Consider the following 26,844-nt stretch of genomic DNA (forward strand, 5'->3'; position numbering starts at 1 on the left):
TGAAACTTTTTGTACTCTATTTTCGTTTAAAATAGAAATTGAAATATAAAAATGGAAAAATAAACCTGTGTGTGAAGTGCATACGGGGGGAGGTAATAGTGAAACGAAAGCGCCTTATCGTGGTAGCAACTAGTTTGGCTACAGTACTCATCGTTATGGGTGTAGCGGCAGGCTTACTATCTTTCATGCAGAATCAAGTGGCTAATCCCCCGAATACCGTCCGGCCCACATCTGCGATTGCAGCTGACGTTAAGGAAGAAACGAAGGAACAGGATGCTGCCCGCCGTTTACTTCATTTTGTGGAGGCGAATGCAGAAAAAGTTTCGATTACGATTCTAAGAGATGGAAAAAAGCTGGCAGGCCAAGAGGAAAACCGGATGATGCCTTTGGCGAGCACCGTCAAAACAATCATTGCGATCGAATATGCCAAGCAAGCGATGGTGGGTAAGATTAACCCGGAAGGGAGAGTGAAGCTGATCTCGCTGGAAAGGTTTTATTTGCCGGGTTTGGATGGGGGTGCTCATACGGCGTGGCTACAGAATATGGAGGCTAAAGGGCGGATACAGAATGAAACTGTATCTGTACGAGACGTCGCCAAGGGGATGATTCAATTCAGTTCCAACGCCAATGCGGAGTATTTAATGGACAAACTGGGGGTGGGTGCGATCAATCGGACGAGAGCCAAAATGGGGCTGAAAAATCATGATCCTATTTATCCGTTTGTATCCTCCATTTTGATTCCTTACGAATGGATGAGGGAGAGACAAGGTGAGAATTGGAATAATACAAAGAATAATATTTCTGCCAAAGAAGCCATTCAGGCGATGTCTGATACGGAATTTCGCCGATATGCCCGCGTGATTCATAACAAGCTGCGCCGTGATGTGAGTGGTTCTTACAAGAGAAACGCAGATATTACGACTTGGTATGATCAGGATTATGATCGTATCAATACGGATCGCTTTATAGCTTCAACGACAGCCGATTATGCCTCTTTAATGAGTAAGCTGAATCGTCGTCAAGGGTTCACAAAAGCTGAGCAAAAGTTATTGTCCGAGGTCTTGGAGGAACCATTTATGGTTCTTCCTGAAAACCAGCAATCCCTGAAACATACTGGGCAAAAAGGTGGCTCCACGGCTTATGCTTTGACACTGACCATGTATGCGACAGATAAGGAAGGGCATTCGACAGAGCTAGCTGTCTTTTTTAACGATTTGGACCCAAGCACAAATGCCAGCTTTCCCGAAATGATAAATGATTTTAAAAAGAGGCTACTGCATGATGAATCGTTTATAAAAGAAGTTAATCGGCGTATCGGTGTACAGGTAGCGCTGCTAAACGCTAGGGTATAGTACTGCGTTTAGCTGCGCTGCGCAACTTCTTATCCTCATCCTATCCGCTGTCTTTTTGTTTGCGTTCCCGCAGCAATAGATACAGAAAATAGGGCGCGCCAATGACGGCTGTCACGATGCCAGCGGGAATTTCGAGCGGCGGCTTCAGACCTCGTCCCAGCGCGTCAGCAAAGATGAGAATCAGGGCGCCGATCATCGCTGAACCGGGCAATAGATAGCGGTGGCGATTGCCAAATAACCGCCGTGCCAGATGCGGTGCCAGCAGTCCAATAAATCCGATGGAGCCGATGGCAGCGACACAGGAGGCAGCCAAGGCGACTGACACGGCTAGCAGTCCTGTACGCACACGCTTCACGCTAAGTCCCAGCCCAGCAGAGCTTTCCTCATCTAGGCTCATAATGTCCAGCTTGCGCTGTAGTGTATAGGCGAGAGGCAGCAACACGATTAACCACGGCAGTAGCCCATACACTTCGTCCCAGCCTTTGCCCCACAGACTTCCAGCTAGCCAAGTGAGCGTGTCGCTGGCTTCGAGTGGATACTTGACCAGTATATAATCGGTCGCAGCCTGAAAAATAGCGCCCACCGCCAGTCCGGTCAAGGCTAGCATATTGGGACGCATGCCTCCCTTCATCGAAAGCTGTACGAGCAACAGTGCAGCTAGCCCAGCCCCGACAAAGGCGGCTACAGGTAGCAGTGCCACTGGGGATGAGGGCAGTAGCACGATGACGAGAACCGCCGCAAAGCCGGCCCCCTTGGATACACCTACCACATCTGGCGAGGCTAGCGGGTTGCGGATCATGCCTTGCAGCAGAACACCGGCTACTGCCAGCCCAGCTCCGGCCATGATAGCCAGCAGGCCACGTGGCAGCCGATAATGATGAACGATGAACCAGGAAGTGGCACTCCGGTCCGTTAGAGCCTTGATCAGCTCAGAGGGCGTAATGTAGGTGCTGCCCACGCCTATAGCTATAAAAGCAACACCTAGCATGAGCGTGAGTAAAATCCACATTTTTTTCATCGTGAAGCCCTCCCGTTCTTATGCGCCAGATATAAAAAGAAGGGCGCACCCACCAGCGCGGTTACAATGCCAACGGGTGATTCATAAGGAAATGCAATAAATCGTCCAAGCACGTCTGCATATGTCAGCAGCAGAGCTCCGCAGATTGCAGACAGGGGAATGACCCGTTTGTAATTGTCGCCTGTAAACATCTTGATGATATTCGGTACCATCAGGCCCACAAAGCCGATGGACCCGGCTACCGCTATGGCAGAGCCTGCCAGCATAATCACTGAGGCCGAGGCTAGTAGGCGGACAAGACGTACGTTTTGTCCCAATCCCTGTGCAACCTCCGTCCCGAGGCTCAGCACAGATAGCGAGGGGGCCAGCGCCAGCGCAAGAATCATACCCACGGCGAACCATGGCAGCACCAGACGCGTGTCGGCCCAAGTGGACCCGTCGATGGCTCCGGCGAGCCAATACAGCACATCAGATATTTGCTCGTTGAACACGAGCAGTCCCTGGGTGATGGAGGCCAGCAGCAGATGCACGGCCATCCCGGCAAGGGCCAGCTTGACCGGCGTCATGCCCGCCGTTCCGGCCAGCCCGTATACGAAGGAGCCACCTGCGATGGCCCCGGCAAAAGCAAAATAAATACTGCCGGACGATCCGATATTCGGCAGCAGCACGACGGACAGCACGACAGCCAGCGAAGCGCCTGAGCTGACCCCGAATACCTGCGGCGAAGCCAACGGGTTGCGTGTGATGGCCTGCATCAGGGCTCCAGCCACGGCAAGCCCGGCCCCGACAATTAGGCCAATAACGGCACGCGGTAGGCGTACCGTCAAGACAATGAGCTGATCCTTAGACGGATGCTCCGTGAACAGCGCAGTCAGCATGGTGGGGATGTCCATCCTGACTGGGCCAATCGCCACGCTAAGCAGCAATCCAGCCAGCAACGCAGCGATAAGTGCAAAGAAGACCGGCTTATTCAGCCGGTCGCGTGAGGCTTGTCCGATCAACGGGAGCCGTCTCCTTTACTTTGCGCGGGATACAGAAGCGAAATGGCTTGCTCCAGTATTTTTTCGGCTGAGCCGAGTCCACGGTATCGGGTCCACAGTGCCCGGTTTACTTCGTAAACTTCCCCTTTTTTGACGGCCGTAATGTTTTGCCAAAGCGGGTTTTGCTTCCATTCCGCAATCAGCTTCTCATCGGCTTCCACCAAAAAGATCACATCAGGATCCGCTTGTGAAATTTGCTCCAGCGTCAGCTTGACGGTAGGCTCGCTTGTATTTTGAAGGGCATTGTGGATACCCGCTTGCTCCAGTAGTTGTCCATCAAAGGATGAAGCGCCGTGAGCCGATAGTGAATCAGAACGGAATACCCCTAGTAATACGCTGCGTGGCTCACCAGCTTTGATGCCTTCTTTCAACTTTTCCATTGTAGCTTTATGCGTAGCGAGAATTTGCTCGCCTTTTTCCTTCTCACCCAACGCATCGGCGATGACACCGAAGGATGCCAAGTTTTGTTCATAGGAAGAATTGCGGCTCTTTAGAACAATGGTCGGAGCAATCTCACTAAGTTCTTTGTATATGCTTTTATGACGATTCAGATCAGCAATAATCAAATCCGGCTTCAAGGAGCTGATCGTTTCCAGGTTTGGTTGTTTGCGTGTGCCTACTGGTGTGAAGTCGATTTTCTTGCCGAGCAGCCCATCAATATCATCGTCATTTTCCTGAGCTATACCGACAGGTGTTACGCCCAGTTGGGTTGTGGCATCGACAAAAGAGAATTCCAGGGTTACGATTCTTTTGGGTGTACCTGTAACTTTGGTTTCTCCCATCTCATGTTTAATCATTCGAGTGTCGCCTGTTGCTTGAGGTGCTACTGCGCTGTTATCTTGTGACTGGCTTCCACATCCCGCCATAATGACCGTCAGTAGTGCCAGGACCGCTGCAAGCAGCATACCTGTGCGCAGTGGTTGTTTCGGTGTTGCCATATGTTATCCCCCGTTCCAGTATGATTATCAGAGAAACTGATAATCATTATCAATCAACTAACTGTTGATCATTCTAGCAATCGGGAAGGAGGACGTAAATAATGTGGTTATTTAAACCGTTTTGATCGATTAAGTGAATTAAATTCAATAAAATTATGAATAGGAGGAGGGGGAAGTACCAGGACATCAGAGTTGGACGGTTTATGCATCCCTCCGCTGTCGGCGATAGATACGCTCCGGTCTGCCGACGGTTCCGTACACCTGATCGTGGTGCGCGTCGCCACTTTCCACTAAATACTCCAGATACCTTCTGGCTGTAGAACGGCTCATACCCAGCTCGATTCCCACTGTACCTGTAGTCACTTCACCCCGTCGATTCAGGAGATCTAGCACTTTGTCGCAAGTTACTTTATCGATGCCTTTGGCCCATAGTTCTCCAACTCCGTTCCCCGCCATCCGACCGGTGCCCGCGCTTTGAAGCAAACTGTCAATTTCAGATTGTTCGACTGTGGATTGTTCCTCTTGCCATGTTGTGATTTGTCGCCGAAATCGGGCATATTCCTCCAAGGTCGCACGCAATCTCTCGAATATAAGCGGCTTTACGATAAAATCAAACACGCCTGCTCGAACGGCTTGTACCACTGTTTCAGCTTCTTTGGCGGCAGTCAGCATAATAACATCTGTACCCGGATAGTGTTGCTTGATGAACGATAGCAGGGTTAGACCATCCGTATCGGGAAAATAAACATCCAGCACGACTAGAGGAGGACGGAGCACGTCCAGTTGAAGTTTTGCCTCAAATTCGTTCGTCGCGATTGCACATACGGTGAACCCGTCCACCTTTTCAATAAATCGGCAGTTAATCTCCGCAATTCGCGGATCGTCTTCAATAATAAGAACCTCAATGTCCGATAAAACCCGCTCATTCATGGGCATAACCTCCTTTTGCATCATTACTCGTATCTGTCCTAATTAAAGGAATGTATACCTCAAAAATACTTCCTCCACCAGGACGTTTGTGCACTTCTATAGAGCCGCCCATTCGTTCAGTGTACTCCAGCACGAGAGCAAGGCCATATCCATGTCCTGCTTCTGCTTTGGTCGAAGCTCCTCTGACAAACAGCTTTTCTTGGATATCGTCCGAAATTCCCGATCCGTTATCTGCAACTTCGACGATGATGGCTTCAGTCGTTTCTTCAAGCCGGAACCAGACCTGTCCGTCAGAGATGGAGGACATCGCAACAGCTTCCATGGCATTGTCCAGCAGGTTTCCGGCTATGGAAGCGAGAAAGGACCACTCTAACGTAGGAGACTGGGTTGAGAATGCTCCTTTAATATCAGAATGGAGTAAAATCCCTTTTTCCAGCGCCTGTTTCTTCTTACCGATCAGTAGGCTGGCGATGATTGAATCGGGCAGGAGAGCTGTGGCAATCGGCCTGTGTACACGATATTCCTCTGACTCCTGTGTGATAAAGTCCACTGCTTCGTCATAACACTCCAACTGAATCAGGCCGGATATGAGATACAGCCGATTGGCGTATTCGTGTGTTTGTGATCGCAGTACTTCCGCGTAATCTTTGACCTCTGTCAACTGTTGTGTCATGTGGAGCAGTTCGGTCTTGTCACGCAGACTGGCAACCGTGCCCATGATGCGACCGGAACGATCCTGGATCGGCACACGGCTGACGACTACAATTCGCTGCTGGACCTCAATTTCCTCATTCCATATGTACTGTCCCTGATCTGGCCCCGTCGTTGAATGCTCTACTGTGTAATCGGCAACAAGCATATCAATCAGTACATCCGGAACACCTGTCAAGTGACGAAGGTCGCATCCGTAGATAGAGGTTTCCGGCGGGAGTCCGATCAAGCGAGCTGCCTGTGGATTGGCAAGTGTGATTTGTCCGTTACTATTCACCGCGATAATCCCTTCGCCGATGGACTCAATAATAGCTTGCTTTTCCTGGTACAGCCGTCCGATCTCCACTGGCTCCAGTCCATGCAGTGCGCGGCGTACCCGTTGCGCTATAACCAGGCTTCCCAATATGCCGATCATCAGCGCGCCCACCATAAACCAGAGCCATGCATATGTGTATGTACGAATATTTTGCTGCACATCTGTCATTAAAAAACCTACAGAGACGAGCCCGATGGCCTTACCTTGCGTATCATAAACGGCTGTTTTGGCGCGTATTGACGGTCCGAGAGAGCCCGTCGATTCAGTGATAAAGGACTGCCCTTGCAGTACCTTATCATTCATGGGGTCAATCATAGGCGTGCCGATGCGCTCCGGGTTTACATGCCACTGCCGGATGAGATGACGATCAGCAATAGTAATAAAATCAGCGCCGCTGCTGGCTTGGACAGGTTTTATGACCTCGTTGATACGCGAACGCAATTGCGTCGTCTCAGTCTGCTCCAGAGCGTCTCTGACCTGCGCATCTACGGCGAGGGTATTGGCGACGGTGAGCGCCCTTTCTCCGATTTCATCATATAGAGCGGAGGTAATCATATATCGAAAGGATAATCCCAACAGCCCGGTAACTACCAGTACTAAAAGGGATATAAATACCATTAGTTTTGTCTGAAAACGCACATGCCTTCACCGCCGTTAAACAAAATATAGGAGGAACGGATCTGCTGATCTTCTCCCCCATACGATCTATTTTACTGTATTACAGAAACGCCCGCACTTTTATTCTTTCGAAAGAATGGTCTATAATAGAAATAGTTACATAATACGAGGAGGAACATAAAATGATTATTATTCATGCCGATATGAAAGTTTTACCTGAAAAAAGAGAGGCTTTTTTGCAACAAACCGAAGGGCTGATCAGCGCATCCCAAGCTGAAGAAGGCAATGTACGCTACACGTTAATGCAGGATCTGAATGATCCCAACGCATTTACGATGGTTGAAGAGTGGAAAGATGCTGCTGCTGTAGATTTCCATAATAATTCTGCCCATTTCCAGGCATTTGTTGCCGCGGCTAAAGAATTGTTGGCTGCCCCGCTTCAAGTGAATGCTTTTCAGGATGCAACTAAACTGTAATCATCCCGTTGGATCATTCATAATCAGGAACAGGAGGAATAGACATGGGGAACATTGCGGATACAACTGTACTGAATAACGGAGTTCAGATGCCTTGGCTCGGTTTTGGTACTTACAAGGCGGAAGGCAATGAGGTCTACGAAGCGGTCAAAACAGCTATTGAGGTCGGTTACCGTCACATTGATACAGCGGCGATCTACGGTAACGAGGAACTGGTTGGACAAGCCATTCGTGATAGTGGGACGTCTAGAGAAAATCTGTTTGTAACCACCAAGCTATGGAATCAGGATCAGGGCTACGATTCAACACTGCGTGCCTTTGAGGAAAGCCGTAAGCGGCTGGGTCTGGATATCATTGATCTGTATCTCATTCATTGGCCTGGCAAGGATAAGTACAAGGAAACCTGGAAGGCATTCGAACGACTGTATGAAGAAGGAAGCGTACGCGCTATCGGAGTTAGTAACTTCCAAGTTCACCATCTCGAAGACCTCCTCAAAGACAGCAACATGGTTCCTGTCATCAACCAAGTAGAGCTTCACCCTCGTCTGACTCAACAAGAACTGCATCAATACTGCCGGGAGCACCAGATTCAGCTTGAATCGTGGAGTCCACTGATGAAGGGGAAATTAACCGAGCAAGCGGACATCGTTGAGATTGCTGCCAAATACGGTAAAACCTCTTCGCAGGTTATTTTGCGTTGGCATCTGGATCGGGGGATTGTGACGATTCCCAAATCTGTAACCCCGCATCGTATTCGCGAAAATGCTGATTTATTCGACTTTGAATTGACGGCTGAGGATATTGAACGAATCAATGGTCTTCATCTTGATGAGCGTGTAGGCACTCATCCCGATAAGCTACTGTTCTAATATTAAAGATTAAATGTACAAAGAACCTCCTATTCTACGTTAATCGTGGATGGGAGGTTCTTTTTTTATTTATGCATTGGGATCATCTCATACGCTTTTGTCCGTTTGGACAGAGTTACCACGTCCTGTATCCTACTGTTGATTTAATTTGCGATGCAGGAGGAAGGAGTAGAGGATGGGGGTGACGACGGATATACCCAGCCCGGTGAGAAAAATGACCGTCCCGGCCACTCCACCGACCCATGCCGCTACCAAACCCGAAGCACCACCGAGCATCATCATAGGTCCGCCGAAACGGTGCGTTTTACGCCACACCTCGGGGTTAGACAGAGTCCACGGCGTGCGGATACCGAAGGTATAGTTCGGCTGTACCTGAGTCAGAAAATTACCCATCACCATCAGCAGCAGGCCTATTATACCCAAAATTATAGTATTCATTTGCAGTCGTATGTTCAGGTTATACAGCAGCATTCCCCAACCAGCTATAGCGAGGATCAGAGAAGTACCTATACGCGTAACTTCATAGGCTTTTGAAAATTTCTCATAATTTGCTCTGTTGGGGTCCATATAGCGGGCTAATCGAATGACCAGCGGTACTAGACCCAACAGCACGAGCATGATAATAGAACCACCTTTGCTCATATACCCGTCTGCTGTATTGTCAAAGCTAAAATGAGAGGCCAGCACATCGGGAAGCCGGTTATACAGCAGTAAAGCGCCTATAGCAGGTGATAAGGCAATCAAAGTCGTCAAAACATCCGTCAAGCTCCAAGGTGTTCGCAATTTCATTTAGATTCCTCCCTATCCTTAATATGATTCACATTTTTCTTGGCAGGGATATCAGAGTGGGCGATACTGAACATCCAGCCGATGACATCCGCCACAACCGTTGTATGCAGGGTGTAGATAATGTTTTGCCCCTGTCGTTCATCCAGTACCAGCCCAGCCTGCTTCAGGATATTGAGATGGTGGGAGATGCTGGGCTTACTAATTTGAAAATGTTCAGCCACTTCGCCTGCGCTCATACTTTTCTCCTTTAAAAGCTGTAAGATTGTACGCCGGGTCGGATCAGCCAAAGCTTTGAAGGCATCGTTCAAAATACATTTCCTCCTTTAGATATTTAGATAATATTCTAAATATCTAATATCATATTAAAATAGAGCTATAATACATGTCAACGGAACAATACATCATTTTAGAAAAAAAAGATTTAAATCATACTCATTAGGTTTGTAAAAGGTAGCGAAGTTGGCTATAATTAATTTATACTAAAAATAAGAATCTTAATTTAAAGAAAACTGAGGAGGAAATATAAATGAAACACGTATTTCGTAAAGGAACTCATCCGCAAGCCCCGGTTATTTTGCTGTTGCATGGTACAGGCGGGAACGAACAAGACCTGATACCTTTGGCTGAGATGGTAGCACCGGGAGCTTCTGTGTTAGGCGTGAGAGGAAATGTGCTGGAAAATGGGATGCCGCGTTTCTTTCGCCGTTTGGCAGAAGGAGTGTTCGACATTGAGGATCTCGTATTTCGCACCAAAGAACTGAGCGAATTTGTGGATACAGCTGCAGAGCAATACGATTTTGACCGTAATAACGTGGTGGCTCTTGGCTATTCCAATGGAGCAAACATAGCGGCCAGTATGCTCTTTCACGATGCAAAAGCGCTGCGTGGAGCTATTCTGCATCATGCGATGGTGCCGCTGCGTGGGCTGAATTTGCCTGATTTAAACGGTATCCCTGTATATCTGTCTTCCGGTGAAAATGACCCGATCGTTCCGGTCACGGAATCCCGTGAGCTGCAAGCTTTACTGGAAGGTGCTGGTGCGCAGGTGAATGCGTATTGGGAACGCAATGGTCATCAATTGACTCGGACTGAAGCCGAAGCCGCAGGAAAGTGGTTTGGGGAGCATTTTAATGCATAAAATGATTCGATAGCGATCAAGCTACGGATTAGCGCTCTACTGAGCGACCCATTATTAGGAGGCGACAAACGAATGGCAAAACCAGATAATCGAGCCGACAATGTTGAACATTTGCAACAAAGTATTCAGAACACACAGCAGAACCTGCATGAAGCTGAAGGATATCTAAACGAATTTTCCTCTGAAATCAGCAACGAGGAGCGTAAGCAGATCGAAGAAAAAAATAATCGTCGTAAAGAAAGTATTAGATCATTTCGGGAAGAAGTGAAGGACGAAGCAGCACATTCGCAAGAATAATTTAAAAAGCGCGACCCAATTCCGAGTTTCAATTGGAATTGGGTCGTTTTTTTATGCAAAAATCATCATAGCCTCATACAATTCATTTTCCCCCTATAATGCAAGGGGGACGCTAATCTGCATTGAAAATAAATATTTTATAAATAATGTTGTTGTAAACTAATTTGTATTGATGTTAAATAATAAAAGAAAGCGCAATCATTTATGAATTAGGATTTCATCATGCGAAGGGGGAAGGATATGCTGCTGCGAAGAAAAAGCATGGCTTTGATGCTTATGGCGGTGGTTTTGATGGCTGGACTGCTGCAAGGCTGTTCTTTCAAGACCGATGAAAAGGATGGGCCGGGAACAGAACTTGTATTATGGACGTTCAATGAACTGCATGAGAAGTTTTTTCTGCAAATGGCTGACCAATGGAACCAACAGCACCCTGATGAACTGATTAATTTGAAAGCGAATACATTCCCCTATGACAACCACCACAGCAAGCTGTCGATTGCGCTGCAATCAGGGGTGGGAGCGCCGGATATCGCGGATATCGAGGTGAACAAGATCGGTAATTTCCTCAAAGGGATACCGCAACTGGTCCCACTCAATCCGGTGATTGACCCAGAGATCAAAAACATTGTGCCTTCCAGAGTACAGATTTACGGTAAAGACGGGAAGTATTACGGTATTGATTTCCATGTCGGGGCCGAAGTGATGTATTACAATAAAGAAATTTTGGATCAGGCGGGGGTAGACCCGGATTCCATCGTCACCTGGGCAGACTATGCTGCTGCAGGCAAGCAAGTGCTGGCGAAAACAGGCAAGCCGATGGCGACCCTGGAAACGAATGACCTGTGGAACTATTGGCCGATGATCTCCCAGCAGAATTCGGATTTTCTGGATGACAAGGGCGAGTTAACGCTGGATAACGAAACGAATATTAAAACACTCGAGTTTCTTCAGCAGATGGTAAAAGACAAAATCGCTATTCCCGCACCAGGCGGCGGGCACCACATGGAGGAATACTACGGGTTTATGAACAAAGGTGGGGCCGCTTCGGTATGGATGCCGATGTGGTATATGGGACGTTTTACGGATTACATGCCTGACCTGAAAGGGAAAATCATCATCAGACCCATGCCAGCGTGGGAAAAAGGCGGTTTTCGCTCAGCGGGTATGGGCGGAACCGGAACAGTAGTCACGAACCAATCAGAGCACCAAGATCTGGCGATGCGCTTTCTAGCCTTTGCCAAGCTATCCAAGCAAGGGAATGTGGAGATCTGGAAGCAGCTTGGTTTTGATCCCATCCGCAGTGAAGTGTGGACCATGCCGGAAGCCAAAGCCAAGAATAAATTTACGGAGTATTTCGGAACGAATATTTTTGACACGCTCATCGAAGTCAAAGATGAAATCAATGCGGTGCATATCGGACCGAAAACACCTGATATTGCCAGTGCTGTGCGCAATAAAATACTTTATCGGACACTACAGAATGGCGAAGATCCAGCCACGGTGCTACATGAGCTGGCAGATGAACTGAGATAGACCCCAACAGGAAAGGGAGTGAGATTCATGGCAACGCCCGTTCATACGAACGCTAATGTACCGACAGGTCAGCCGCCACAACCTCAGCGTCCGACCAGAAGCCGATGGAGTCGCTTTATTCATTCCAGCCGTACGGCACCGTATGTGTTTGTCCTTCCATTTTTATTGTCCTTTGCGCTATTTTTTGCCTATCCAGTCATCTCGACGGTCATTATGAGCTTTCAGGAAGTCCTGCCAGGGATAACAACTTATGTTGGACTGGAAAATTATAAGGACTTAATCAATCCTACGTTTGGAAAGGCGATATTGAACAGCGTACTGTATACGCTGCTTACACTAGTCGTGCTGATTCCTCTGCCGCTGGTATTGGCAGTATTGCTGAATTCGCCTAAAATGCCGGGCAGAGGGTTGTTTCGCTCCGTGATGTTTATACCTGCACTAACCTCGGTGGTGGTAGCAGGAACGATCTTCCGCCTCATGTTCGGGGAATTGGATGGTTCGCTGATGAACTCCCTGTTGGAGGTATTCGGTCTGGAGCCTTACAAATGGCTAATGAATGCGAACACCGGCTTTTTAGCGTTGATTGTGCTGGCCTTGTGGAGATGGTTGGGCGTAAATATGTTGTACTACATGTCGGGACTCCAGAACATTCCTCCTGAGTTGTATGAGGCTGCGCAGATTGATGGAGCCAGTCGTTTTGATTCATTTTGGCGGATTACGATTCCTATGCTGAAACCAGTAACGATCTACGTATTTACGATTAGCATTTATGCGGGTTTGTCCATGTTCACGGAGAGCTACATGTTGTGGAACGGAAATAACTCCCCGAACGATATTGGTTTAACAATTGTTGGCTATCTCTATCGCCAAGGTCTAGAGCAGAACAGTATGGGCTTCGGAGCTGCGGTGGGCATTGTATTGCTCGTATTTACACTAGTGCTGAACCTGATCCAGCTCAAATTTTTCGGCATGTTCCGGAAGGAGGATTAAGCGATGGCTCAGAAACAAAAAGGCTCGTTATCCGCATTGCTCGTTGTCCTGTTTATTCTATTTGCCGGATTTGCCCTGTTTCCGCTATTTGCTGTGACGCTTGCCTCGTTCAAGCCATCGACGGAGCTATTGCGCTACGGATTGAATCTTAAGCTGGAGTGGGACATCATGTCCCTGAAAAACTATGCGTTCATCTTTCAGGGGACGACGGATTATTTTCAATGGTACTGGAACAGTATTGTCATTACCGTCTTGTTTACGGTGTTATGTCTGATATTGTCCGCGATGGTAGGCTATGGTCTGGAGATGTACCGTTTTAGATTGAAAAATGTGATTTTCACACTGGTGCTGGTCGTGATGATGATCCCGGTAGAAATTATCATGCTGCCGCTCTACAAGCTAATGATCGGCATGAAGCTGATCAATACAGTATGGGGTGTAATTCTACCATTCGTCGTCGCGCCGATCCCGATCTTTTTCTTCCGTCAATATTTGAGTGGTGTTCCCAAGGACTTCATGGATGCTGCACGGGTTGACGGCTGTTCAGAATATGGCATTTTCGTGCGAATTATGATGCCTCTGATGGCGCCTGCATTTGCAGCAATGGCTATTTTGCAGGCGATGAACAGTTGGAATAACTTCCTCTGGCCGATGATTGTATTGCGTACCAACGACATGCTGACACTGCCAATTGGACTGTCCAGTCTGCTGACGCCATATGGCAACAATTATGATGTGCTGATCGCGGGTTCCGTTTTGGCTATTTTACCGATTCTCGTCGTGTTCCTGTTCTTCCAGCGTTACTTTATTGAAGGGATGACGGCAGGCGGAGTAAAAGGATAATCGGAAAGGTATTATAAATAGAGCAACGGAGTACAAGAAATGTGCAACGTCAGAAAAGGCTGATCGGGCATTGTCCCGGTCTGCCTTTTTTTAGATTTGATTGATTTTCATTCTCATTTTCATTTTCATGACTATCATCTGCACAAGCTATGGGTAAACGTGTTATGATATTTGAAAGATTTCAAATACAGAAATATTCAGGCGGAGCGTGGAGAACCTATGGAACCAACAGAAACCCAGAAAACTGACCCGGCCATGACGTCAGCCGTTGGCATGGAGGATATTGTACGAGCGCATCATATGCTGCGTGAGGTGATTGTACGTACACCTTTACAGAGGGATGCCGTCCTATCGGCCAAATATAACTGTAATGTGTATCTGAAAAGAGAGGATCTCCAAGTCGTGCGGTCCTTTAAAATCCGTGGAGCTTACAACATGATCCGCAGTTTGACCCCTGAGCAAATGGAAAAAGGCATCGTGTGTGCGAGTGCAGGGAATCATGCGCAAGGTGTGGCTTTTTCATGTAACGCACTTGGTATCCACGGTAAAATATTTATGCCGAGTACAACGCCCAATCAGAAGGTGAAGCAGGTTCGTCGCTTTGGCGGTAACAGTGTAGAGGTCATTCTGACCGGAGACACGTTTGACGATGCCTATGACGAGGCCATGAAGGTATGCAGCGAGCAGGCAATGACCTTCATCCATCCGTTCGATCAGCCGAAAATTATTGCGGGCAATGGTACGATTGCGATGGAAGTGATGGAGAGCCTAGATACACCTATGGACTATGTGTTCGTAACGATTGGCGGCGGCGGTTTGGCGGCAGGCGTAGGTACGTATGTTAAAACCGTGAGTCCGTCCACCAAGGTAATTGGCGTGGAGCCCCTCGGCGCGGCGTCGATGACGGAAGCGATGCGTTTGCACAAGGTGGTTACACTGGATCAAATAGACAAGTTTGTTGACGGAGCTGCGGTGAAGCGTGTGGGTCAGCTGACATACGATATTTGTAAACACACCTTGGACGATATTGTGAAGGTACCGGAAGGCAAAGCATGTACCGCGATTCTGGAACTGTATAATGAAAATGCGATTGTTGTGGAGCCTGCGGGTTCACTGCCTGTTGCAGCACTTGATCTGTATCGCGAGCAAATTCAAGGCAAAACGGTTGTCTGTATCGTCAGCGGTGGTAACAACGATATAGATCGTATGCAGGAGATTAAGGAACGGTCCCTAATTTACGAAGGACTGAAGCATTATTTTATGGTGAATTTCCCACAAAGAGCTGGGGCACTGCGTGAGTTTCTACAGGATGTGCTTGGACCGGACGACGATATTACTAGGTTTGAATATACGAAAAAGAATGATAAGGAAAATGGACCAGCTTTGGTCGGCATTGAGCTGTTTCACAAGGAAGACTATCTTCCTTTAATTGAACGAATGAACCGCAAGGGGCTTAAATATACGGAACTGAACAAAAACGAAAATCTATTTAATATGTTAATTTGAAAAGGAGCCTACGGGCTCCTTTTTATGTATAATGCATAGTTTATAAACTTCTTTTTATTTGAAATAAAGCGTTTACAAAAGTGAATGTGATAGGTTAATACATGTGTAACTTCATAAGTATAAATACTAACGTAATAGATGTGTCACCTGATTTTTATTATAAGATACTCATTCGGAGGTGCGTAAGAATGTTGGAAGCATGGAAAAAATCAGTACAGAGTAAATTGACCCGAACGGCGTTTGCTGCTGTAACCTCGGCTGCTTTAATGCTGTCAGTGATGCCATCTGCATCCGCAGAGCATTGGGCGTTAACTGGCGATGTGGCAGTGCATGATCCGTCCATTACGAAGGAAGGCAACGCATGGTATATTTTCTCCACAGGACAGGGGATACAGGTTCAAAGATCGGACGACGGTCGCAATTTTTACAGATTGCCGCAAATATTCCTGTCGCCGCCATCATGGTGGAAATCGTATGTACCTAAGCAAAAGCCTAACGATGTATGGGCACCGGATGCTCAAAAGTATAATGGACGGGTATGGCTGTACTATTCCATTTCTACTTTTGGTGCCCGGACCTCGGCTATCGGACTAGCCTCCGCAACGAGTATTGGCGCGGGGAGCTGGAGAGATGATGGACTAGTGCTGCGTACGACGGATGCTAACGATTACAATGCCATTGACCCGAATCTCGTCATTGACGCTTCAGGTAACCCGTGGCTTTCCTTTGGTTCATGGAATTCAGGCTTGAAAGTGACTCGACTGGACAAAAATACGATGAAGCCTACGGGCCAGATCTATTCTATCGCCAAGCGTACGGCTGGTGGTTTGGAAGCGCCACATGTTACATACCGCGACGGCTATTATTATCTATTTGCTTCCATTGATAACTGCTGCAAAGGCGTAGACAGTAATTATAAGATTATTTACGGTCGCTCTACTAGTATTACCGGACCGTATGTGGACAAGAGCGGAAAAAGCTTGATGGATGGCGGTGGAACGATACTGGATGCGGGGAATGACCGTTGGAAGGGACCGGGTGGACAATCTGTCTATAACAACAGTGTGATTGCACGTCATGCCTATGATGCCACTGATGGTGGAAATCCAAAGCTTCTGATTAGTGATTTGAAATGGGATTCGGCAGGCTGGCCTACGTACTAAAGAGAGGACCGTTTGGAGTCACCTGTGTAGTAAAATCATATAGATATATTCAAAAACTGTTCCTCCTAAGGGGAACAGTTTTTGGCTTGCAATGTCATAGAAACATGCTATTATGTATCAAGTTGATAATAATTATCATTATCGTTATCGTTATCGTTATGAGAGTCGTGGTGGTTTTCAGGTATGGAGGGAGTGACCTCACGAATGCAGTTTAAAGACAGCATGGACAAACATACAGATCTGACAGAGAGGGAAGTTCCTAAAGTAGTCATAACAGCACGTCCAGTGCTTCGAGCGGGTAGGATTCGGCAGGCGTTGTTGTTCACAGCTTCGGCTGTATTGTTGGCATTGGCCATATTCGCCGCCATTTCTTTCGGAGCCAAGGACTTGACCGTAAGCACCGTGTGGTCGGCAGTATTTCACTATGATCGTTCGCTAATGACACATCAGATCATTCACGAGCTGAGATTACCGCGTGTACTGGGTGCAGCTGTTATTGGAGCTGCGCTGGCGGTGGCAGGCTCTCTGATTCAGGGTATTACACGCAACCCGCTGGGAGATACAGGTGTGCTGGGCATTAACGCAGGAGCGATGTTTGTAGTTGCTGTGAGTTTTGCCTTTTTCCCCAATCTATCTTATGGGACGTTAATTGTATTGTCGTTCCTGGGGGCGCTGATGAGTACCTTACTAGTATTTGGTCTGGGAGCATCTGCACCGGGAGGATTGACACCTATGAGGTTGACGGTGTCTGGAGCTGTGACGGCTGCCTTGTTAGGTTCCATGACTTCGGGGATTGCGATTTATTTTGATCTAAGTCAGGATTTAGCCTTCTGGTATGCGGGTGGTGTAGCCGGGATTAAGTGGTCGCAGCTTGAGATTCTTGCACCGATTCTACTTATGGTGATCGCCTGGTCTATGGGGCTGGCACGTTCCATTTCGCTGATTTCGATGGGTGATGAGGTGGCGTTAAACCTTGGGTTGAATCTCAGGCGTATCCGGCTTTTGGGTCTGCTGACTGTAGTAGTACTGGCTGGACTCTCTGTATCGGCTGCCGGAGCCATCGGCTTTGTAGGTTTGGTTATCCCACATATCGCTCGCAAGCTAATCGGTGTGGATTATCGCCAGATCGTGCCGCTGTCTGCGTTATTGGGAGCCGTGCTACTGGTGCTGGCAGATTTGGGAGCGAGAATGGCAAATCCACCAGAGGAGCTAGCTATCGGAATTATGGTGTCTTTTATCGGAGTACCCTTTTTCCTCTTTCTCGCCCGTAAGGAAAGGAGGGATTTATAGTGAGACGCTCTTTAGGGATCGGGGATACAAGGACGACAAAGGCTTGGCTCGTTTGTTTGGTATTGGCGGGGATCAGCTTTGCCGTCCTTGTTTTGGGTTTGAATACCGGAACGATTCGTATTCCACCGCTACGCGTGCTGGATACGTTGTTTGGCGGTGGCAGTGGACGTGATCATATCGTTCTGTTCGAGTATCGTTTGCCTCGTATCGTTGTAACGGTGTTGGCCGGAGCGGTCATGCAAGGCTTGTCACGGAACGCACTCGCTGATCCCGGAGTTCTGGGACTTCACGCAGGGGCAGCGTTGGGGCTGGTAATGTTCGTTAGCTTTTTTCGCGATCTGGACGGATCAGCCGCCGTTCTGATCCCCTTGTTTACCTTTGCAGGAGGTGTCATTGCGGCCGTGCTGATTGTTTTGTTGTCCTATAGCCGCAACAGAGGAATCGTGCCCGTGCGTCTGATTTTGTCCGGCATCGGTGTAGCCTCGGGTCTTAGCGCCATAACGCTGTATTGGTCGTTGCGGTTGGATGAGGATACGTACGCATTTACTGCACGTTGGTTGGCTGGCAGCGTTTGGGGCCGGGATTGGATACATGCAGCGGCTTTGCTGCCTTGGATTGTCATTGTACTGCCCTACGTTCTGTCGCAGACGCGCAGTCTGAACAACCTGTCGTTGGGCGACGAGACCGCAGCTGGAATCGGCACAAGTGTGAAGCGGCAGCGCCTATTACTGCTGGGCGCAGCCGTGGCTCTATCCAGTGCCAGCGTATCCATGGCCGGAGGCATCGGTTTTATTGGGCTGATTGCACCTCATCTGGCTCGCCGTCTGGTTGGGCCGATGTACCAGCATTTGCTGCCAGTAGCTTGTTTGGTCGGGGTCGTCATTCTGGTCACCGCAGATACGATTGGGCGTTCGGTGTTTCAGCCGAATGCGATTCCCGCAGGTGTGGTGGTTGCTGTGGTAGGGGCTCCGTATTTTTTATTCCTGCTGTCCCGAACAAAATGACAGAAGGAATAGATACATATGAAATCATATGGTACAAATGATACAACCCGCTGAAATTAATAACTGAGTAGAAGCCTTCTATATTGATCATTATAATGTAGAGTTTCTGTGGCATAGGAGAGAGTAATCATGAGAAAGCACAAATTTGAGGGTTCAGGTTTTAAACGTTCATGGATAGTCACAACTCTTGTTGTATGCATGATCATGTTGTCCGCTTGCGGTCAAGCAGCCGACAAGCAGGCTACCGATACGAAAGCGGCTGGCAGTGCGCAGACAACCATTAGTGCGGATTCGCGTATTGCTTCGATGTCTATTCATTTGACGAACAACCTGCTGGCATTGGGCATTACTCCGGCTGGTTCGGTCATTGGCGGAGATGTGAAGGATTTTCTGCCCCATGTAAAAGATCGTCTTCAAAATACCCGTAAGCTAGGTGTTGTCACAGACCCGGATATGGAAGCGGTACTGGAGCTTCAACCTGATCATATTTTCTTGGACAAAAAATATTCGGGAACCGATGTGGCCAAATTTGAAAAAATTGCGCCGACCGAAGTTTTTGATCTGGATGAAGGCACATGGAAGGATCAATTAAAAAAAATAGCCGTTATGGTCAAACATGAAGCACAGGCAGACGCATTTCTAAAAGACTATGATACACAGAAGGAACGAGTCAAAAAGCTGATTCATTCAAAAATTGGGGACGGAACGGTTATGGCTGTACGTGTGACGGCGAAAGAGGTCCGTGTTATGGGGATGAAGCGTCCGGTGGGACCGCTGTTGTATCAGGACTTGGGCTTGAAGCCAGCCAAAGGTGTAGAAAAGATCAGCAAGGCTTATCAGGTTGTTTCCCAAGAGGTTTTACCGGATTATGATGCTGATGCGATCCTTGTTATCATCAGTAAAGGCGCGGATGCCCAAAAGGTATACAAGCAGCTGGAAGGAAATACAGTATGGCAAGGTCTCAAGGCGGTGAAGCAAGGGCATGTCTACATGTTGGACGGACAGCCTTGGCTGGACTATTCCGCGACGGGACATAAAATTGCTCTGGATAATGCAGAACAACTATTTTCCAAATAAGTTCTAAAGTATATCAAGCCGTATTCCCCCATGCAGCTTCTTGCAGGCCAGGAATACGGCTTTTTGGCGCACACCCATGCTGTAAGTCGGTTGCCTGATCGAAATGAAAAGGAGCTGCTGCGATCCAAAATGAGGCAGCTCCATATAATGAGAATTGCGGGCTATGAACGTTTTTTACGGAGAAAAATCGGTTTGAGTCCAATAAATCCAATGGCGGCGAGAATTAAATTCACCCAAGGTGAGATTCTGAATACTGGCAGTACACTGCGCAGCGCCAGTCCGGCGACAAGAATCACGACAACTAACACAACATACATCAAGATGGATTTAAGATTCATCTGGGGCTTTGCAGGGGCAGGGTCTGGCTGTTGTGTCTCCTCGCCTTCTTCGGGACGGTCCATAAAATTCATCAGAGCTTCAACGAGTAGAATGGCTCCTGCAGCGATGATGATAAGGGTGGATAGGCTGATTTTTTCAAAGGGTTTGATATCCCCACCTGTAAAGGTGACAAACCATCCGATAATTGCCTGTGTCAAGAAAAACATAGACAAGGCAATCCATGCAATAAGCGTATAATTTTTTGCTTTATTCATTTCTTCCTCCTGCATTATGAGCGTATCCCGGGCTGATGGAACCGCCATTTCGTAACAAAGACAGTATACGTGAGGAAGCGTCGGATGGCAAAAGACTTTATCTATAAAATGTATATTACCGCTGCATTCTCCTCAAACTGGATACAGGGTGAGCACATAGAGCAACCTGAATATAAACGTTAAGAGGGTGTGGCATCATGAAACTGGAGAACCAGGCAGATTATTCAGTCCAAAAACGACTGGCAAACGCTTCGAACGGGAATAGCGGGGTGGCCTCGTCTACAAATGTGAGTCACCGGAGCGTTCAAGGATCATCTCCAACGTACCGTATACTGGACGATATCGAAGTGGCTAAGGATACAGAATTTGCGGGTGAACTAGGTGCACAGAACTACCGCAGCCTGTGGCATGAGGATGAACATAACGGCGCCTCTTGTAAGCTGGAGTGGGAGGGACGAACGGAGACCCACCAAATGTTTAGGAACAGCTACGAATAACGAACGTCTACTTTAATGTAGTGGATTCACTCTAATAAGTGTAGTATAGCGTTCTCCGGAATCGCATCGGGGAGCGCTATTTGTTTACTTTTTTAACGATGTGAACTGACAGGTTGACAAGGAAGCAGGGCAATGATAGACTGACTTTACTATAAAATCTTATTAAACTTATCGGAATTAAAGTGAATGAATATCCTGGATGGATATTCCACGTTACGATATGAGTTTGAATTCATAAATGTGTAGTGAAGCTTGAAACAGGGGGAATCAGGATGGAACGGCAAATTGGAATTCGCTTTGAACATGAAGAACTGGCAGCAACAATTCATTATCCAAACCGTACAAATGAGGGAGATCGTCAGAGAAGGGTTCCTCTCGTTGTTATATGTCACGGTTTTGTAGGCAATCGTATCGGAGTAGATCGATTATTCGTCAAGACTGCGCGTGAACTGGCGGAAGGGGGATATTTTGTCCTGCGTTTTGATTTTGCCGGTTGTGGAGAAAGCACAGGGGAATATGGCAAGCAGGGGTTAGAATCCATGATTAATCAGACACGTACCGTGTTGGATTACGCCGTCAATTGCGCGGACATTGACCCGACCAAGGTGACGCTGATCGGTCACAGTCTGGGGGGCGCGGTAGCCCTTCTCACAGCCGTACGGGACAAGAGAGTACAAAATCTGGTTCTTTGGTCCGCAGTGGGCTATCCGTTCAACGACATCGTCAAAATTACGGAGCGAAGCGTGTACGATGAGTCTGTTAAAACCGGTCATGCCGACTATTTGGGCTATAAGTTTACGCCTGCTTATTTTGAGTCGTTAGCTCAATTTCAGCCGTTCCAGGAGGCCGTTAAATTTAACGGAGATGTGCTCGTTGTTCATGGTACCTCGGATGATATTATTCCTGTGGATTATGCATTTCTGTTTCAAAAGATATTCTGGATGCGTCCAGAGGGGCGCTGTGATAAAGAGATTATTTTCCAGGGAGATCACACTTTCTCGTCAGGTAAAGAGCGGCAACGGCTGATTGATCGAACACTTGAATGGCTGGATGAACAGGAAAATATTCAACGGGATTGGCAGCACTGGATGATCTGATTTCAGTGTGAAACGGATTGTATTGGAAATTGCGCCTCCGCCGGAGTAAAATGGAAGAGTAACACTATACTGGCGTGTGGAGGTTGGCAGCGATGACATTACCCTCAATTTTTGTTGCGCATGGTTCACCGACACTGGCTGTAGAAAATAACGCATATACCAGCTTTCTTGCAAAGCTGGGCGCGAGCCTGCCCCGACCCAAAGGAATTGTCATTTTTTCCGCGCATTGGGATAGCCCCGATCAATGTATTGGCGCGGATGATCAGCATGCAGCGTTGCACGATTTCTATGGCTTTCCCGAAGAAATGTACTCAATTGATTACCCTGCACCAGGCGATCCAAAGCTGTATGAGGAGATAGAGCATCTGTTCAGTCAGCATAACCTGTTCCACCAGCCGGTTCGGAACCGAGGACTGGATCATGGAGCATGGGTGGTTTTGCGGCATATATATCCTGATGCAGACATACCGGTCGTACCCTTATCCATTGATTCTCGGCGCGCTCCCCAGGAGCAATACGAGATTGGGCGGATGCTGGCTCCGTTGCGAAAACAAGGGATTTTGATTATTGGTAGCGGTGGATTGGTCCACAACTTGCGGACACTCAAGCAGACGAGTGAGCCAGCTGATTGGGCCGTTCAATATGATGACTGGATTGGACAGCAGCTTCAAGACTGGAATTTGCGTCACCTATTCCAATATGACAAGAAGGCTCCATATGCCAAACAGGCGGTACCTTCTTATGGAATAGAGCATTTTTCACCTTTGTTTTATGCGATGGGGGCTGCGGATCATGAGCGCTCCGCGCGTAAGCTTTTTCAATCGTATGTCCTTGGCTCGTTAAGTCTCAATTGTTGGGCTTTTGGTCAAGAAAGTGATACGTAAATGTAAAAAAAGAACTTCCGAATCCACATGGTGTGTGGGAATGGAAGTTCTTTTGTGTATTTTCGTCTTCGATTAATTAGAAGGCACGTGTATCGTGAGCATAACAGCGCAAAAAAATAACCATTATCCCGGAGGATAACGGTTATTTTGGGAATGTTTAAGCTATTTTTCGACTAGGGTCCACTGGAAAGGTATCTTTATTTTTACGAAACAGTCCACGCAGGAAGGGCAATACCCAACGGTCAAAGCCAATTCTTCCGGCATTTGCACCAGCAACTACAAGGAAGATTTCAAACAGCAGGTAGATTGCATTGGTGCTTACTGTACCCGAGAACAGGAACGAGAAGTTCATAACCATAGCCATCAAAGCAGCCAGCGTAGTCAATGTACCGAGAAGCAGGCCAACCCCGACCAAGAACTCACCCAATGGGATCAGGACGTTGAACAAACCTACATTCGGCAGGGCAAAGGCTTCCAGGAACGATCCCCACCAGCCTTGTACAGCGGGATGGTCTCCACCTGTTTTAGCAATGGCCCCCGAGATAAATCCGCCTGCATCGAATCCACCTGTCAGCTTTTCAAGTCCGTGGGTCATCCATTCATAACCTAGATAAACCCGTACTACAGTCAGCAACCACATTGCGACTTTGTTTTCACGTAACCAGCTGTTAAACATTCAAACCACTCCTCTTTCTTAATCTATAATGTTGGTTGTATTTCATTTTGTTGGGATGATCATCTTTGCTACACCTTTATTGTAGTAGGTTCAGTTACAGTTATTTGTGATAAAAATCACAAAGTCTGAATATTTTTTAAATTTTAATGTCTTTAGATAAGTATTCTATGAGTGGTTACGCTTCAATCAAGACAAAAACAGGAAATAAAGCTTATAATGAGAAAAATAACTAAGTGGAGGGATGAACTTGTCCGGGCCCATTTCCCAACGAAATCATTGGTTGCGTGTGATGGCCTCAGCTCTGTTATGCATGACGCTGATGTCTTGTACTGCTATGTCCAATACGGGTGAATCTGAATCCGTTCCCCAACCGACCAAGCAAGTAACAGAGAAGGAGGCACTTGAACCGCCGAAGGAGCAGTCTATTCCGGCATTTACAGCTCCGCTTACCGGTCTTCCGGTGGAGCAGCCTGTTTTGGAGCGGCCGCTCGCTGTCATGATTAACAATGCTCCGGCTGCACGTCCACAGGCAGGACTTAGCCAGGCAGACATGGTATATGAAGTTCTTGCAGAAGGCGGGATTACCCGTCTGGTCGCTTTTTTCCAAAGTCATGGTGGAGATGTAAAGATCGGGCCGGTCCGTAGCATTCGACCGTATTTGATTGAGCTGGGCGAAACCTATGGTGCGTTGCCGATACACGCAGGGGGAAGCACAGATGCCTATGCGATTTTACAGCAGCAGCGGAAGGAACATCTGGATGAGATTTCAAATGGAGGGGCTTACTTCTGGCGAAGCAAAGATCGTCGTCCTCCACATAATTTATACACAGACGTGAACAGACTGCGCAAAGGAAGCGATAGTAAAGGGTATGCCAAGCAGACGGACGTTCCAGTATATTCTTACCTTAAATCCGGTGAAACCCCAGTTATGGTGGACGAGACTGCAGCATCTTTGCAAATTCGGTTTTTGCTTAAAAGCTATCGGGTATCTTATACCTATGATCCAGCGAATCAACAATATAAGCGTTTTGTGAACGAAAAGTCACATGTGGATCAAAATAATAACCAACAGCTCTCAGCAGCCAATGTTATTGTAATGAGCGCTAGACATCAAACGTTGGATGATGTAGGCAGATTAAGTGTTGAGCTCGACGGCAGTGGAGAGGCCATGGTGTTTCAACAAGGACAGTTAATACAGGCTGAGTGGCGGCATACACCAGGCGATGCGATTCGTTTTATGAAAAATGGGGTTGAAATCCCGTTAACGCCAGGTACATCCTATATACATGTGGTACCTGCAGATACTTCACTGAAGGAACATGTAACCATAGCAGCAAATTAGAAAACGAAATACACCTTTTTAGGAAGAAATTGTCGGATAATGACCTTCCATGTCGGGCACTGTATACGTATGTCATGAAATTTGCTTTTACAAACATTACAAAAACATTGATGAGTGTGATAAGATAGCAAAGGTTGTCTATTGCAGTCGAAACAGGTTGCGGATATTTTCGTAAAGGGGTAATCGTTATGAGATTGAAGAAAAAGGATATATTCTTCGAGACGTTGGAAAATATGGCAGATACGATCGTGCAAGCAGCCGATTATTTTGCCCAACATACTTCAAATCTTCAGGATGTGACTTTGTTTACAAATGAAATGAAGAAGTATGAAAATAAGTGTGATGATTACACACACACGATTATTACTGAGCTGAACAAGACCTTCATTACGCCGTTGGAACGCGACGACATCATGGAACTGACAACAACCATGGATGATGTGTTGGACGGTCTTGAAGCGACGGCTTCTCGTTTTTATATGTACAACATTACGGAGCCGGACGAGTATATTGTGCAGTTCGCTGATATTTTGCGTCAATCAGCTTACGAAATTCAGAAAGCTGTACATTTGCTTTCACAGAAAAAATTGCTGGCCATTCGTGAATACACTATTCGCCTGAATGATTTGGAAAATCAGGGGGATGAATTATTGCGTATTTGCATCAAAAACCTGTTTGCAACTGTAACTGACCCTATTGAACTGATTAAACGCAAAGAATTGTACGAACGCCTTGAAACGACAACGGATTCATGCGAGGATGTTGCAAATATGCTGGAATCCATCATTATGCGTAACTCGTAAGGGAGTCCTTTTACATGGATACAAGTTTACTGGTATTGGGTATTGTTATTTTTCTTGCTCTGGCATTTGATTTTATTAATGGTTTTCATGATACGGCGAACGCGATTGCAACTTCGGTATCGACCCGTGCATTGACCCCGCGACGTGCGATTATTATGGCTGCGGTCATGAACTTTCTCGGGGCAATATTGTTTACAGGCGTTGCGAAGACCATTGGTGGAAGTGTCGCTGATCCAACCAAGCTTACGAATGGAATTGATATCGTCATTGCGACGCTGATCGCTGCGATTATCTGGAACCTCTTAACCTGGTGGTTCGGTATTCCTTCATCTTCTTCTCATGCACTAATTGGTGCATTGGCTGGAGCGGTGTATGTAGGTGCGGGATCGGATAAATTGAACTGGAGCGGCTTCATCGGGATTGTCGAAGGACTTATTTTCTCCCCGTTGATTGCTTTTGTTGTCGGTTACATCGTGATGATAATTTTAAAATACATCTTCGCTCGTCGTAGTCCGCATACGGTAAACAAAGGGTTTCGTACAATGCAGGTCATTACGGCAGCGCTTCAGTCGTTCACGCATGGTACGAATGATGCTCAAAAGGCGATGGGGATTATTACATTCGCACTCGTTTCGGCGGGGTATCAGGACCATTTGGAAGTACCCATGTGGGTAAAAATTTCAGCCGCAACAGCTATGGCGCTGGGTACATCTATCGGGGGCTGGAAAATCATCAAGACGATGGGAACCAAGATTTTTAAAATCGAGCCAATTAACGGATTCGCAGCCGACATTTCGGGAGCCTCTGTTATTTTCACAGCTACATTGCTTCATTTGCCCGTAAGTACCACTCATGCCATTACTTCGGCTATTTTGGGTGTGGGTTCTGCGAAGCGTTTTTCCGCTGTGCGTTGGTCGCTGGCCGGTCGAATTATTATTACTTGGGTTATAACGATACCGATTGCTGCGCTGTTATCTGGATTGATTTTCAAAATTCTTTTCTAGTTCATTATTATTTCTTGAAAAATAGGTACACACTATAGAATACACAATAA

General features: G+C 47.2%; 28 protein-coding genes. 19 read left to right on the forward strand and 9 right to left on the reverse strand.

Annotation, left to right across the window (positions count from 1 at the left end; genetic code table 11):
- Window positions 1-98: 98 nt before the first annotated feature.
- Entirely contained in the window at window positions 99-1,352 is a 1,254-nt protein-coding gene (locus tag NLX74_RS18470; RefSeq protein WP_254329579.1) for a serine hydrolase, read from the forward strand.
- 40 nt (window positions 1,353-1,392) lie between these two features.
- Here the strand turns inward: NLX74_RS18470 and NLX74_RS18475 are convergent, their stop codons facing one another.
- From NLX74_RS18475 to NLX74_RS18495, 5 genes are all read right to left on the reverse strand, one after another.
- Entirely contained in the window at window positions 1,393-2,370 is a 978-nt protein-coding gene (locus NLX74_RS18475; RefSeq protein WP_254329580.1) for a FecCD family ABC transporter permease, read from the reverse strand.
- On the reverse strand, window positions 2,367-3,371 hold the full coding sequence (locus NLX74_RS18480) for a FecCD family ABC transporter permease (RefSeq protein WP_254329581.1): 1,005 nt from the start codon (window positions 3,369-3,371) through the stop codon (window positions 2,367-2,369). Before NLX74_RS18480 ends, NLX74_RS18475 begins: the two co-directional genes overlap by 4 nt.
- Window positions 3,368-4,348, reverse strand: a complete 981-nt coding sequence (locus NLX74_RS18485) for an ABC transporter substrate-binding protein (RefSeq protein ID WP_250259379.1) — start codon at window positions 4,346-4,348, stop codon at window positions 3,368-3,370. The genes NLX74_RS18480 and NLX74_RS18485 overlap by 4 nt, the downstream gene beginning before the upstream one ends.
- A gap of 201 nt (window positions 4,349-4,549) precedes the next feature.
- A complete protein-coding gene (locus NLX74_RS18490; protein ID WP_254329582.1) occupies window positions 4,550-5,278 on the reverse strand; it encodes a response regulator in 729 nt (242 codons plus the stop codon).
- Window positions 5,271-6,944, reverse strand: a complete 1,674-nt coding sequence (locus NLX74_RS18495; RefSeq protein ID WP_254329583.1) for an ATP-binding protein — start codon at window positions 6,942-6,944, stop codon at window positions 5,271-5,273. Before NLX74_RS18495 ends, NLX74_RS18490 begins: the two co-directional genes overlap by 8 nt.
- 161 nt (window positions 6,945-7,105) lie before the next feature.
- Here NLX74_RS18495 and NLX74_RS18500 point away from each other — a divergent pair, with 161 nt between their 5' ends.
- Both NLX74_RS18500 and NLX74_RS18505 read left to right on the forward strand, forming a co-directional pair.
- Entirely contained in the window at window positions 7,106-7,399 is a 294-nt protein-coding gene (locus NLX74_RS18500) for a putative quinol monooxygenase (RefSeq protein WP_250259376.1), read from the forward strand.
- Between the two features lie 44 nt (window positions 7,400-7,443).
- A complete protein-coding gene (locus NLX74_RS18505) occupies window positions 7,444-8,268 on the forward strand; it encodes an aldo/keto reductase (protein ID WP_235307288.1) in 825 nt (274 codons plus the stop codon).
- A gap of 132 nt (window positions 8,269-8,400) precedes the next feature.
- Here the strand turns inward: NLX74_RS18505 and NLX74_RS18510 are convergent, their stop codons facing one another.
- Together NLX74_RS18510 and NLX74_RS18515 are read right to left on the reverse strand one after the other, a co-directional pair.
- Window positions 8,401-9,057: an SdpI family protein gene (locus NLX74_RS18510; protein WP_254329584.1), complete on the reverse strand. Its 657-nt coding sequence runs from the start codon at window positions 9,055-9,057 to the stop codon at window positions 8,401-8,403.
- Entirely contained in the window at window positions 9,054-9,365 is a 312-nt protein-coding gene (locus tag NLX74_RS18515; RefSeq protein WP_254329585.1) for an autorepressor SdpR family transcription factor, read from the reverse strand. Before NLX74_RS18515 ends, NLX74_RS18510 begins: the two co-directional genes overlap by 4 nt.
- 218 nt (window positions 9,366-9,583) lie before the next feature.
- Between NLX74_RS18515 and NLX74_RS18520 the strand changes: the two genes are divergently transcribed.
- From NLX74_RS18520 to NLX74_RS18565, 10 genes are all read left to right on the forward strand, one after another.
- The gene (locus NLX74_RS18520) at window positions 9,584-10,195 is read left to right on the forward strand and encodes an alpha/beta hydrolase (protein WP_254329586.1); all 612 of its coding nucleotides are present in this window, start codon (window positions 9,584-9,586) and stop codon (window positions 10,193-10,195) included.
- A 72-nt stretch (window positions 10,196-10,267) separates the two neighbouring features.
- Window positions 10,268-10,492, forward strand: a complete 225-nt coding sequence (gene tlp / locus NLX74_RS18525) for a small acid-soluble spore protein Tlp (RefSeq protein WP_013308822.1) — start codon at window positions 10,268-10,270, stop codon at window positions 10,490-10,492.
- A gap of 240 nt (window positions 10,493-10,732) precedes the next feature.
- On the forward strand, window positions 10,733-12,025 hold the full coding sequence (locus NLX74_RS18530) for an ABC transporter substrate-binding protein (protein WP_235307292.1): 1,293 nt from the start codon (window positions 10,733-10,735) through the stop codon (window positions 12,023-12,025).
- A 27-nt stretch (window positions 12,026-12,052) separates the two neighbouring features.
- Window positions 12,053-13,015, forward strand: coding sequence for a carbohydrate ABC transporter permease (locus NLX74_RS18535; RefSeq protein WP_254329587.1), 963 nt, complete (start codon window positions 12,053-12,055; stop codon window positions 13,013-13,015).
- 3 nt (window positions 13,016-13,018) lie between these two features.
- The gene (locus NLX74_RS18540; protein ID WP_029517136.1) at window positions 13,019-13,858 is read left to right on the forward strand and encodes a carbohydrate ABC transporter permease; all 840 of its coding nucleotides are present in this window, start codon (window positions 13,019-13,021) and stop codon (window positions 13,856-13,858) included.
- Window positions 13,859-14,077: 219 nt separating this feature from the next.
- A complete protein-coding gene (gene ilvA, locus NLX74_RS18545) occupies window positions 14,078-15,364 on the forward strand; it encodes a threonine ammonia-lyase IlvA (RefSeq protein WP_254329588.1) in 1,287 nt (428 codons plus the stop codon).
- Window positions 15,365-15,552: 188 nt separating this feature from the next.
- Window positions 15,553-16,527 carry an arabinan endo-1,5-alpha-L-arabinosidase AbnA gene (gene abnA / locus NLX74_RS18550; protein WP_250267473.1) on the forward strand — a complete coding sequence of 325 codons (975 nt, stop codon included), beginning with the start codon at window positions 15,553-15,555 and terminating at the stop codon, window positions 16,525-16,527.
- Window positions 16,528-16,797: 270 nt separating this feature from the next.
- Complete coding sequence (locus NLX74_RS18555; protein ID WP_483311659.1) at window positions 16,798-17,817, forward strand: FecCD family ABC transporter permease; 1,020 nt, start codon at window positions 16,798-16,800, stop codon at window positions 17,815-17,817.
- Window positions 17,817-18,821: a FecCD family ABC transporter permease gene (locus NLX74_RS18560; RefSeq protein ID WP_254329590.1), complete on the forward strand. Its 1,005-nt coding sequence runs from the start codon at window positions 17,817-17,819 to the stop codon at window positions 18,819-18,821. The genes NLX74_RS18555 and NLX74_RS18560 overlap by 1 nt, the downstream gene beginning before the upstream one ends.
- A 129-nt stretch (window positions 18,822-18,950) precedes the next feature.
- On the forward strand, window positions 18,951-19,898 hold the full coding sequence (locus NLX74_RS18565) for an ABC transporter substrate-binding protein (RefSeq protein WP_254329591.1): 948 nt from the start codon (window positions 18,951-18,953) through the stop codon (window positions 19,896-19,898).
- A gap of 161 nt (window positions 19,899-20,059) precedes the next feature.
- Here the strand turns inward: NLX74_RS18565 and NLX74_RS18570 are convergent, their stop codons facing one another.
- Entirely contained in the window at window positions 20,060-20,491 is a 432-nt protein-coding gene (locus NLX74_RS18570; RefSeq protein ID WP_254329592.1) for a hypothetical protein, read from the reverse strand.
- 197 nt (window positions 20,492-20,688) lie between these two features.
- On the opposite strand from NLX74_RS18570, the gene NLX74_RS18575 reads away from it, so the two are divergent.
- The 3 genes from NLX74_RS18575 (at window position 20,689) to NLX74_RS18585 (ending at window position 22,969) form a co-directional block, all read left to right on the forward strand.
- The gene (locus NLX74_RS18575; RefSeq protein ID WP_235307298.1) at window positions 20,689-20,988 is read left to right on the forward strand and encodes a hypothetical protein; all 300 of its coding nucleotides are present in this window, start codon (window positions 20,689-20,691) and stop codon (window positions 20,986-20,988) included.
- Between the two features lie 272 nt (window positions 20,989-21,260).
- On the forward strand, window positions 21,261-22,085 hold the full coding sequence (locus tag NLX74_RS18580) for an alpha/beta hydrolase (protein ID WP_068938549.1): 825 nt from the start codon (window positions 21,261-21,263) through the stop codon (window positions 22,083-22,085).
- Between the two features lie 92 nt (window positions 22,086-22,177).
- On the forward strand, window positions 22,178-22,969 hold the full coding sequence (locus NLX74_RS18585) for a dioxygenase family protein (RefSeq protein ID WP_235307299.1): 792 nt from the start codon (window positions 22,178-22,180) through the stop codon (window positions 22,967-22,969).
- Window positions 22,970-23,126: 157 nt separating this feature from the next.
- Here NLX74_RS18585 and NLX74_RS18590 read toward each other — a convergent pair whose 3' ends face one another.
- Window positions 23,127-23,645 carry a DoxX family membrane protein gene (locus NLX74_RS18590; protein WP_235307300.1) on the reverse strand — a complete coding sequence of 173 codons (519 nt, stop codon included), beginning with the start codon at window positions 23,643-23,645 and terminating at the stop codon, window positions 23,127-23,129.
- Between the two features lie 247 nt (window positions 23,646-23,892).
- Here NLX74_RS18590 and NLX74_RS18595 point away from each other — a divergent pair, with 247 nt between their 5' ends.
- The 3 genes from NLX74_RS18595 to NLX74_RS18605 all read left to right on the forward strand — a co-directional run bounded on the left by NLX74_RS18595 (window position 23,893) and on the right by NLX74_RS18605 (window position 26,794).
- On the forward strand, window positions 23,893-24,987 hold the full coding sequence (locus tag NLX74_RS18595; protein WP_254329593.1) for a DUF3048 domain-containing protein: 1,095 nt from the start codon (window positions 23,893-23,895) through the stop codon (window positions 24,985-24,987).
- Between the two features lie 188 nt (window positions 24,988-25,175).
- The gene (locus NLX74_RS18600) at window positions 25,176-25,790 is read left to right on the forward strand and encodes a DUF47 domain-containing protein (RefSeq protein WP_007428879.1); all 615 of its coding nucleotides are present in this window, start codon (window positions 25,176-25,178) and stop codon (window positions 25,788-25,790) included.
- A gap of 14 nt (window positions 25,791-25,804) precedes the next feature.
- Window positions 25,805-26,794: an inorganic phosphate transporter gene (locus tag NLX74_RS18605; RefSeq protein WP_039272398.1), complete on the forward strand. Its 990-nt coding sequence runs from the start codon at window positions 25,805-25,807 to the stop codon at window positions 26,792-26,794.
- Window positions 26,795-26,844: the final 50 nt, after the last annotated feature.

Source organism: Paenibacillus sp. MZ03-122A (assembly GCF_024213325.1).
In the GTDB taxonomy this organism is placed as follows: domain Bacteria; phylum Bacillota; class Bacilli; order Paenibacillales; family Paenibacillaceae; genus Paenibacillus; species Paenibacillus polymyxa_B.